6 protein-coding genes and 1 pseudogene are annotated in these 8,730 nt (G+C 72.7%); 4 read left to right on the top strand and 3 right to left on the bottom strand.

Annotated features, from left to right (window positions below; translation table 11 throughout):
• Positions 1 to 27: 27 nt before the first annotated feature.
• Both K6I34_RS25145 and K6I34_RS25140 read left to right on the top strand, forming a co-directional pair.
• Positions 28 to 687 (top strand): annotated as a pseudogene (locus K6I34_RS25145) (glycosyltransferase); the annotation flags it as partial.
• The gene (locus K6I34_RS25140) at positions 684 to 1,700 is read left to right on the top strand and encodes a hypothetical protein (protein ID WP_229328708.1); all 1,017 of its coding nucleotides are present in this window, start codon (positions 684 to 686) and stop codon (positions 1,698 to 1,700) included. The pseudogene K6I34_RS25145 and the gene K6I34_RS25140, both read left to right, overlap by 4 nt.
• A gap of 45 nt (positions 1,701 to 1,745) precedes the next feature.
• On the opposite strand, the gene ctaD is transcribed toward K6I34_RS25140, so the two are convergent.
• On the bottom strand, positions 1,746 to 3,425 hold the full coding sequence (gene ctaD, locus K6I34_RS25135; protein ID WP_229328707.1) for a cytochrome c oxidase subunit I: 1,680 nt from the start codon (positions 3,423 to 3,425) through the stop codon (positions 1,746 to 1,748).
• A gap of 493 nt (positions 3,426 to 3,918) precedes the next feature.
• On the opposite strand from ctaD, the gene K6I34_RS25130 reads away from it, so the two are divergent.
• Positions 3,919 to 4,137, top strand: coding sequence for an I78 family peptidase inhibitor (locus tag K6I34_RS25130; protein ID WP_229328705.1), 219 nt, complete (start codon positions 3,919 to 3,921; stop codon positions 4,135 to 4,137).
• Between the two features lie 200 nt (positions 4,138 to 4,337).
• On the opposite strand, the gene K6I34_RS25125 is transcribed toward K6I34_RS25130, so the two are convergent.
• The gene (locus K6I34_RS25125) at positions 4,338 to 5,342 is read right to left on the bottom strand and encodes a phosphatase PAP2 family protein (protein ID WP_229328703.1); all 1,005 of its coding nucleotides are present in this window, start codon (positions 5,340 to 5,342) and stop codon (positions 4,338 to 4,340) included.
• Positions 5,343 to 5,614: 272 nt separating this feature from the next.
• A complete protein-coding gene (locus K6I34_RS25120; RefSeq protein ID WP_374231004.1) occupies positions 5,615 to 6,799 on the bottom strand; it encodes a hypothetical protein in 1,185 nt (394 codons plus the stop codon).
• Between the two features lie 195 nt (positions 6,800 to 6,994).
• Here K6I34_RS25120 and K6I34_RS25115 point away from each other — a divergent pair, with 195 nt between their 5' ends.
• Positions 6,995 to 8,587: an MFS transporter gene (locus tag K6I34_RS25115; protein WP_229328686.1), complete on the top strand. Its 1,593-nt coding sequence runs from the start codon at positions 6,995 to 6,997 to the stop codon at positions 8,585 to 8,587.
• Positions 8,588 to 8,730 lie beyond the last annotated feature (143 nt).

Below are 8,730 nucleotides of genomic sequence, written 5' to 3'. Positions count from 1 at the left end.
TCGTAGCGCTTGGCGGGGGCGAGACGGCCCGCCGACGGCACCGGCAAGTGGGTGGTCGCGGCGGGCCGTCTCGCCCCCGCCAAGCGCTACGACCTGCTGATCAAGGCCTTCGAGAAGGTCGTCGCCGAGCGTCCCGACTGGCGGCTGCGGATCTACGGCGCGGGCGCCGAGCGCGCCAAGCTGCGCGCCCTGATCGACAAGCGCGGCCTCTACAACCACATCTACCTCATGGGCCCCGCCACCCCCCTCGACCCGGAATGGGTCAAGGGCTCCATCGGCGTGGTCACCTCCAGCCTGGAGTCCTTCGGCATGACCATCGTCGAGGCCATGCGCAGCGGCCTGCCCGTGGTCTCCACCGACTGCCCGCACGGCCCCGGCGAGATCATCGAGGACGGCGTGGACGGCCTGCTGGTGCCCACCGGCAAGGTGGACGCGATCGCCGCCGGCCTGCTGAAGCTGATCAACGACGACGAGCTGCGGCGCGGCATGGGCCGCGCGGCCCTGGAGAACTCCGCCCGTTTCGACCCCGCCGAGGTCGCCGGGCGCTACGAGGCCCTCTTCACCGACCTGGCCTCGCGCGGCGGCCTCCGCGGCTCGCTGCACCGCACCCGCGGCGCCCTGCTCAGCAGCGCCCTGCGGACCTCGGACAGGAGCCGCTCCGCCCTGCGGAAGGCGAAGACCGCATGACGCGCGAAGACCGCACGACGCCTCCTGCCACGCCCGGCGACCCCACAGCCCACACCCCGTCCGACGAACCGACCGGCCCGTCCGGCACCCCGCACGCGGCCCGCACACCCGAGGAGCCCACCATCGTGTCTGCCCCTCCCCAGCCCTTCGGCGCGGAGGCACCGAGCGTCGACTGCATCGCGGACTCCGCGGGCGGACTCACCTTCGACCTCGACGCGCCCGGAGCCGCCGACGCCCAGGGAGCCTGGTCCGCGGCCCTCGTGCTGCGCCGCCGGGGGAGCGAGGACGAGACGGAGGAGGTCAGGCTGCCGCTCGCGCCCGACGGCGGCGGCCGCCTGCGCGCCGTCCTGCCCAGCACCGTCGCCCTGGCCGAGGGCCGCTGGGACGTCTACTGCGCCTGCGCCGACGCCGAACCCCGGCGCCTGGTGCCCGGCCTCGCCGATCTGCGCTCGCTGGTCGACCGCCGCCCCGGCCCCGGCCCCTCGCCGCTGTCCGTCCGCATCCCGTACGCCACCAAGCACGGCAACCTCTCCGTGCGCAGCTGGCTGCGCGCGCCCCACGCCGAGGCCGGTGACCTCCTCCTCGACGCCACCGGGATCACGATCGAGGGCCGCCTCTACCGGGTGGCCGACCCCGCGGCCTGGCTCGGCGGCGCGGTGCTGGAGGCCCGGCTGCGCCGCGACCCCGACGTCGTCCGCACGGTGCCGGTCGCCCCCGCCAAGGCGGAGGGCGCCGATGACCAGGACTTCACCTGCACGCTGCCCTTCGAGGCGCTCACGGGCGCGTGGCAGGGCGGCATGGACGTCTGGGACCTGTGGCTGCGCGGTGCGGACGGTACGGAGACCGCCCGCGTCGCCCGCATCCTGGACGACGTCGTCGACAAGAAGCAGATCTTCACCTATCCGGCACAGGCCGTCGACGCCGCCTGCGCCCCGGCGCAGGCGGGCCCGTACTACACGGCCGACAACGACCTGGCCCTCCGCGTCGACGAACGGCCGCCCGTCGTCGGCTGACCGGCCGCGGCGGCCGCTGAACGGGACGGGTGGAGCGGGCCCCGTTCAGGGGCCCGTCGGCTCCGGCTCCGCGGCGACCGGCTCCGTGCGGGCGACCTCCGGGTGGTGCAGGTCGAAGGCCGGGGACTCGGAGCGGATGCGCGGCAGCGTGAGGAAGTTGTGGCGGGGCGGCGGACAGGACGTCGCCCACTCCAGCGAACGGCCGAAGCCCCACGGGTCGTCGACCCCGACCGGCTTCCCGTAGCGCGCGGTCTTCCAGACGTTGTAGAGGAACGGCAGCGTCGACAGGCCCAGCAGGAACGCCCCGATCGAGGACACGGTGTTGAGCGTCGTGAAGCCGTCGGCCGCCAGATAGTCCGCGTAGCGCCGGGGCATGCCCGCCACGCCCAGCCAGTGCTGGACGAGGAAGGTGGTGTGGAAGCCCACGAACAGCGTCCAGAAGTGGAGCTTCCCCAGCCGCTCGTCCAGCAGCTTCCCGGTGAGCTTGGGCCACCAGAAGTAGAAGCCCGCGAACATCGCGAACACCACCGTGCCGAACACCACGTAGTGGAAGTGGGCCACCACGAAGTAGCTGTCCGTCACGTGGAAGTCCAGCGGCGGCGACGCCAGGATCACGCCGGTGAGCCCGCCGAACAGGAAGCTCACCAGGAAGCCGACCGCCCACAGCATCGGCGTCTCGAACGACAGCGAGCCGCGCCACATGGTGCCGATCCAGTTGAAGAACTTCACCCCGGTCGGCACCGCGATCAGGAACGACATGAAGGAGAAGAAGGGCAGCAGCACCGCGCCGGTGGCGAACATGTGGTGCGCCCACACCACCACCGACAGCGCGGTGATCGACATCGTCGCGCCGACCAGCATCACGTAGCCGAACACCGGCTTCCGGGAGAACACCGGGATGATCTCGGTGATGATGCCGAAGAACGGCAGCGCGATGATGTAGACCTCCGGGTGCCCGAAGAACCAGAACAGGTGCTGCCACAGCAGCGCCCCGCCGTTCTGCGGCTCGAAGATCTGCGCCCCGAACCGCCTGTCCGCCTCCAGGCAGAGCAGCGCGGCGGCCAGCACCGGGAAGGCCATCAGCACCAGGATCGAGGTGAAGAGCACGTTCCAGGTGAACACCGGCATCCGGAACATCGTCATCCCCGGCGCCCGCATCCCGATGATGGTGGTCAGGAAGTTCACCGCGCCCAGGATCGTGCCGAAGCCGGCCAGCGCGAGCCCCATGATCCACATATCGGTGCCCAGACCGGGGGAGCGGGCCTCGCTGCTCAGCGGCGCGTAGCCGGTCCAGCCGAAGGACGCGCCGCCCTCGGGCATCAGCAGGCTGCTCACCACGATCAGCCCGCCGAAGAGGTAGAGCCAGTAGGCGAACATGTTGAGCCGGGGGAAGGCCACGTCCGGCGAACCGATCTGCAGCGGCATGATCGCGTTGGCGAAGCCCGCGAAGGCCGGGGTCGCGAAGAGCAGCAGCATGATCGTGCCATGGGCGGTGAACAGTTCGTTGAACTGTTCGTTCGACAGGAACTGCAGCCCGGGGCGGGCCAGCTCGGCACGCATCAGCATGGCGAGCAGCCCGCCCGCCAGGAAGAAGCCGAACGAAGTGATCAGGTACAGGTTGCCGATCTTCTTGTGGTCGGTGGTGGTCAGCCAGTCCACCAGGACCCGGCCGGGCTGCCGCTGCCGCACCGGTCCGGCGTCCGCCTGTGCGGTGTCCGTCCCCATCCGCGCTCCCTCGATAAGACCGTTCGACGGGCTTTCGGGCTCACGCCATGATGCTCGCCGTGCACCCGGTCGCGCGAGGGTGCCTCCAGGCCACGGGTGGGGCGGGGGAGCCCTCCGTTCCGAGGGGCGGTTCCCGGTTCCGGTACGGTCTTCCGGCCCTTCCCAAAAAGTGGAATGTGGAATTCCGGAGGGTGTCGGGGAGTTTCTGCCGAGCGGCCGGGAAATGCGGGCGCGGACAATATACGCAAGGCAGCGGACGGGGGAATTCCAGGTGCGCTACCGGCGGTTATGGCGGACATTCCGAGAAGACGCTGTGCGGTTACCGCGGGAAGCGGGGAGTGTGCTGCGGTAAGTCCCGTACGGGTGATAGCGGCCGCGGTAAACCGGCGGGAGTTCGCTGTGACAGAAGTGTGACCCGGGTCTTGCCGTCGGAGCACACGGCCGTGCTCTTGGCCGCTGTCGCGGCCGGACCCGGGCGCCTACGGTGGCTGTCATGGCACCTCTACCGAACAACGTACCGGCCGACCCCGACGACGACCCCGGGAACTATGTCGGCCTCGCCGCGGAGCGCGCCGCGGAGCGGGCGCGGGCACGCGGCTGGGCGACCGTGCGGGCGCTGGCGCCGGGCACGATGATCACCATGGAGTACCGGGCGAGCCGCTTGAACTTCGAGGTCGAGGGTGGGGTTGTGCGGCGCTGCTGGAAGGGGTGAGCGGAGGCGCGGCTTGGGTTTCCGGTGCGCCCACCGGGGTGCCTCTTGCACTGCGCGTGCGTCTGCGGGTCGCTGCGCGGCGCCTATGGGGGTGCCTCGTGCGGTTCGTGTGCGGCTGCGGGTGCGTTGTGGCTTGTCGCGCAGTTCCCCGCGCCCCTTGAGTCCGGGGCTTCGCCCCGGATCCCGGGTCCGGGGGGGGGTCAGCTGCCGACGCGGCCCCGCCCGGCCGTCGGGCCCAGCGGAGCGGTCCGCGGGGTGCGGTCCGGGCTCGGCGGGCGGCGGCTGCCCGCCGGTGTGACGGGCGTCCGCTCGGAGCGGGCCGTGTGCGGCTTCGCCGACAGGTGCGGCCGGCTCTCGGGCACGCGCGCCGTACGCCCGCCCACACCCACCGGCTCCCGCACGGGCAGATCGTCGTCCGCGGCCGGCCGCGGTGCCCCGACCGTGACGGGCGGCGTGACCGCGGCGGGCACGAGCGCCCCGCGGCCCCGGAGCCGTCGCCAAGCGGCCAGCAGCCACGTCTCGGCGTAGGCCATCGGCACCTCGAACCACGGCAGTGCCAGCAGCACCAGCAGGCCCGCGCTCCAGCCCAGCGTCACATCGCTGATCCAGTGCGTGCCGAGGTAGACCGTCGTCATGCCGACCCCGAGCGCCAGCAGCGCGGCGGTCACCGAGGCGATCCGGCGGGCGCGCGGCGTGGTGGCCAGGTAGGCGAGGATGCCCCAGGTCACCACGGCGTTGGCGGTGTGGCCCGAAGGAAATATGTCGCCGCCCGCGAACATCTCGTTCGAGCCGATCGAGGTGGCGTAGTGCGGACCGAGGCGCCCCATGCCGATCTTCGCCGCGCCCACCGTGGCGTTGAGCAGCAGCAGCGAGGTGCCGAGCACGAGCAGCGGACGCAGGGTCCGCTGCCGGTACGAGCGCCAGCCCAGCCACGCGGCCACCGCGACGGCGGTCGGGCCGCGCTGGCCGAGGACCACGAAGTAGTCGAGGAAGGTGTGGAACTCCGGCCACTGCTTGTACGGGCGGAAGAGCATGACCTGCCAGTCGAACCGCACCGGCCAGGACGTGGTGAGCACGCCTATCACGATCGCCATATAGACCACGGCGGTGGCCACGAGGATCCCGGCGCGGGTCCGGGTCATCCGCGGCCGCACGGGTTCGGTCGGGCGCTCCTCCAGGCGGACGAGCTCATCGTTGGTACGCACTCAATCGACGTTACATTGCGTGATGGGAGGGTTCGGTCGATCGAGCACGTTTGTGATGACGATGTGATGTGGAATGCGTCTCAAACATGACTTACGGCACGTTTGATTACCGACAATAAGCAGGGGTTAAAGGACCTCGGAACAACGGCAGTTGACGCGTAACCGGCGGTATTTCCATTTGTGCGGCGCCGTTTATCGCCGATTGGCCGAAGCGTTCCGCCGGGTTTCCGTCCGGCTTCCGCGGCACCCCCGCCGAGGGTCCGTGGAACGGATCACGGAGGCCCCGAACCGTGCAGCCAGAACGCCCCGTAGACAGCGGAAACAAGTACCACGGGAGCCACCGTCAGCACCGCCCGTACCGTCCGCAGCCGGGCCACGGCCGCGGCCAGGGGCAGCAGCAGCGGGAAGGCGGGCATCATCAGCCGCGGCTTGGACCCGAAGTAGCCCTTCGCGGTGAGCGCCAGCAGCAGCACCGTCCCGGCGTAGACCGCCAGCGGGAGCGGCTGGCCCCGCCGCACCCCGGCCGCGTACAGCCAGAGCACCAGGGCCACCCCGAGCAGCAGCCCGACGCCCGCGGGCCAGGCCGGGCCCGTCAGCCGCTCCGCGACGAACCTGCCGAAGGCCACGCCGCCGTCGAAGCCGTTGCCCCAGCCGCCCTGCACGTCCAGATAGCCGGTCGGGCTCCCGGTCCGCACGCCCACCCACGCGACGTACGCGAGAGCGCCCAGCGGCGCGAGCACCACGCCCAGCAGCATCCGGCCGTCCGGCCGCCTGCGCTCGCGCCACAGCACGGCCGCCGCCGTGAGCCACACGGCCGCGACCACCGCCGCGCCCACCGGCCGGGTCAGCCCCGCCAGCGCGGCCAGGGAACCCGCCCACACCCACCGGCCGGTGAGCACGCAGTAGAGGCTCCACGCGGCCAGCGCGGTGAACAGCGACTCCGAGTACGCCATCGACTGCACGATGCCGACCGGCAGCGCCGCCCACAGCGCGGCCAGCGCGATGCCCGCGCGCCGCCCGTGACAGCGGTCGCCGACCAGGAACACCGCCCACGCCGCCAGCAGCGAGGCGAGCGCGCTCACCAGCAGCCCCGCGTCGGCGGCGGACAGCGGGAAGACGGCCGACAGCAGCCGCTCCAGCCCCGGCAGCAGCGGGAAGAACGCCAGGTCCGAGTGGACCTTGCCGCCCGCGAGATGAAGGGTGTGGCCGTAGCCGTCCTCGGCGATGCGGCTGTACCAGAGCGAGTCCCAGCGGGCCGAGAGGAGCTGGTGCGCGTCCTTGCCCGCGACGGCCGCCCACGCGAAGAGCACCGCGGCGCCGAGCGCGCGTATGCCCGCGTAGACCAGCAGGGCGGGGGCCGCGTGCCGCAGCGCCCCGCGCGCCCGCGGAGCGGCCGCACGGGGCCGCGCCCCGGTGGCCGCGCCGACGGGGGAAACGAGATGAGTCACCCTGCCCATTGTCCAGCACGCGTCAGGCCCGCCCCGCACGCGCGAGCGCATGACCCGCGGAGCGCATGACCTGCGAGCACGTGACCGCGCGCACGGACCCCCGCCCGGGACTCGCGTACTCTGTCGACTCACTCGCCCTTGATCCCGCAGGTCCACCCTGTCCTCGGCCGGCGGAAGGCGCGAGCGCACGACACGGAGGTGTGCATGTCCGGGACGACCACGGCCGGGACCCGGCGGTCCGCGGGCGTTCCCCGGCAGCGGGTCCGGCGCGCGCAGTGGCTCACGTCACTCGGCGACCGGAGGCCCGACGCGGGCGCGAACCGCTGGACCGTGCTCGTCGTCCTGTGCGTGAGCCTGCTGCTCGTCGCCGTCGACGCGACCGTGCTGCACGTCGCCGTCCCCGCCGTCACCGAGGACCTCCGGCCGGGGGCCGTGCAGCTGCTGTGGATCGTCGACGCCTACCCCCTCGTCTGCGCCTCGCTCCTCATCCTCTTCGGCACCCTCGGCGACCGCGTCGGGCGCCGCCGGGTGCTGCTGCTCGGCTACGGGCTCTTCGGCGTGGCCTCCGCGCTCGCCGCACTCGCCCCGAACCCCGAGGTGCTCATCGGCGCGCGGGCGCTGCTCGGCGTGGGCGGCGCGATGATCATGCCCGCGACGCTGTCCGTCCTCCGCCAGGTCTTCCCCGACCGGCGCGAGCGGGCCCTGGCCGTCGGCATCTGGAGCGCGGTCGCCGCCGTGGGCGCGGCGCTCGGACCGCTGGTCGGCGGTTTCCTCCTCGAACACTTCTGGTGGGGTTCCGTCTTCCTCATCAACATCCCGCTCATGGCCGTCAGCCTGCCGGTCGGGCGTCTGCTGCTGCCCGAGTCGACCGGCGACCGCGACGGGCCCTGGGACGTGGCGGGCGCGCTGATGGCGGCCTTCGGGCTCTTCGGCGTCGTCCTCGCGGTGAAGCGGCTCGGCGGGGGCGAGCCGCCGCTGACCCTCGCGACCGTCGTGCCCGGGGCCGTCGGGGCGGCGCTGCTCGTCCTCTTCGTACGGCGCCAGCGGCGGCGTACGCACCCGCTCGTCGATCTCGGCCTGTTCGCCCGGCCCGCCTTCGGCACGTCCGTGGGCTGCATCGTGCTCGCCATGCTCGCCCTCGTCGGCCTGGAGCTCATCGCCGCCCAGTACCTCCAGCTCGTCCTCGGGCTCACCCCGCTCCAGACCGGGATGCGGCTGCTGCCGCTCACCCTCGCCGCGATGGCCGCGGGCCTGGCCGGCTCCCGCATGCTCCACCTGCTCGGGCCGCGCGTCATGGTCGGCCTCGGCTTCGTGCTGACCGCCGCGGCCGTCGTCTCCCTCACCGCCATGGGCGCCGACGACCGGCCCACGCTCCTCTTCGGGTGCTTCGTCGTCCTCGGCTTCGGCCTGGAGACCACGCTCTTCGGCGCCTACGAGTCGATGCTCAGCGAGGCCCCGGCGGAATCGGCGGGCGGCGCGGCGGCGATCGGCGAGACGTCCTACCAACTGGGTGCGGGGATGGGGATCGCGCTGCTGGGGAGCGTCATGAACGCGACGTACGCGCCCGGCGTCGCCGGAACGCGGGGGGTTCCGGGGGAGGCCGCCGATTCGGCGAGCCATTCGCTGGGCGAGGCGTACGAGGTCGCCTCCCGGCTGGGGGGCCCGGGCGGGGCCGCCATCCGCTCGGCGGCGCGGGCTTCCTTCGTGCACGGTCTGCATGTGACTCTGCTTGTCAGCGCGGCGTTGCTGCTCGCTGGCGCGGTGGCGGCGTTGCGTCTGCCGCGTCGGCCGTCTTGACGGTTCCCCCCGGCCGGGGGTGCGCCTAATGGGGTGCGTCTTGCGCTGCGTGGGCGGCTGCGGGTCCGGTGGGGGCTGGTCGCGCAGTTCCCCGCGCCCCTGACGGGGCGGAGCCCCCGGAACACTCCTCGCCTCGCCTTCAC

The sequence above is a fragment of the Streptomyces sp. UNOC14_S4 genome, from assembly GCF_020740835.1.
Lineage (GTDB): Bacteria > Actinomycetota > Actinomycetes > Streptomycetales > Streptomycetaceae > Streptomyces.
The sequence above is the reverse complement of the archived record's forward strand: the minus strand, read 5'-3'. Positions and strand labels throughout refer to the sequence as shown.

Coding starts and splice junctions, on each gene's coding strand:
- K6I34_RS25120 (WP_374231004.1), bottom strand. CDS start 6,799: ATGGGCAGGGTGACTCATCTCGTTTCCCCCGTCGGCGCGGCCACCGGG.
- K6I34_RS25130 (WP_229328705.1), top strand. CDS start 3,919: ATGGCACCTCTACCGAACAACGTACCGGCCGACCCCGACGACGACCCC.
- ctaD (WP_229328707.1), bottom strand. CDS start 3,425: ATGGGGACGGACACCGCACAGGCGGACGCCGGACCGGTGCGGCAGCGG.
- K6I34_RS25140 (WP_229328708.1), top strand. CDS start 684: ATGACGCGCGAAGACCGCACGACGCCTCCTGCCACGCCCGGCGACCCC.
- K6I34_RS25115 (WP_229328686.1), top strand. CDS start 6,995: ATGTCCGGGACGACCACGGCCGGGACCCGGCGGTCCGCGGGCGTTCCC.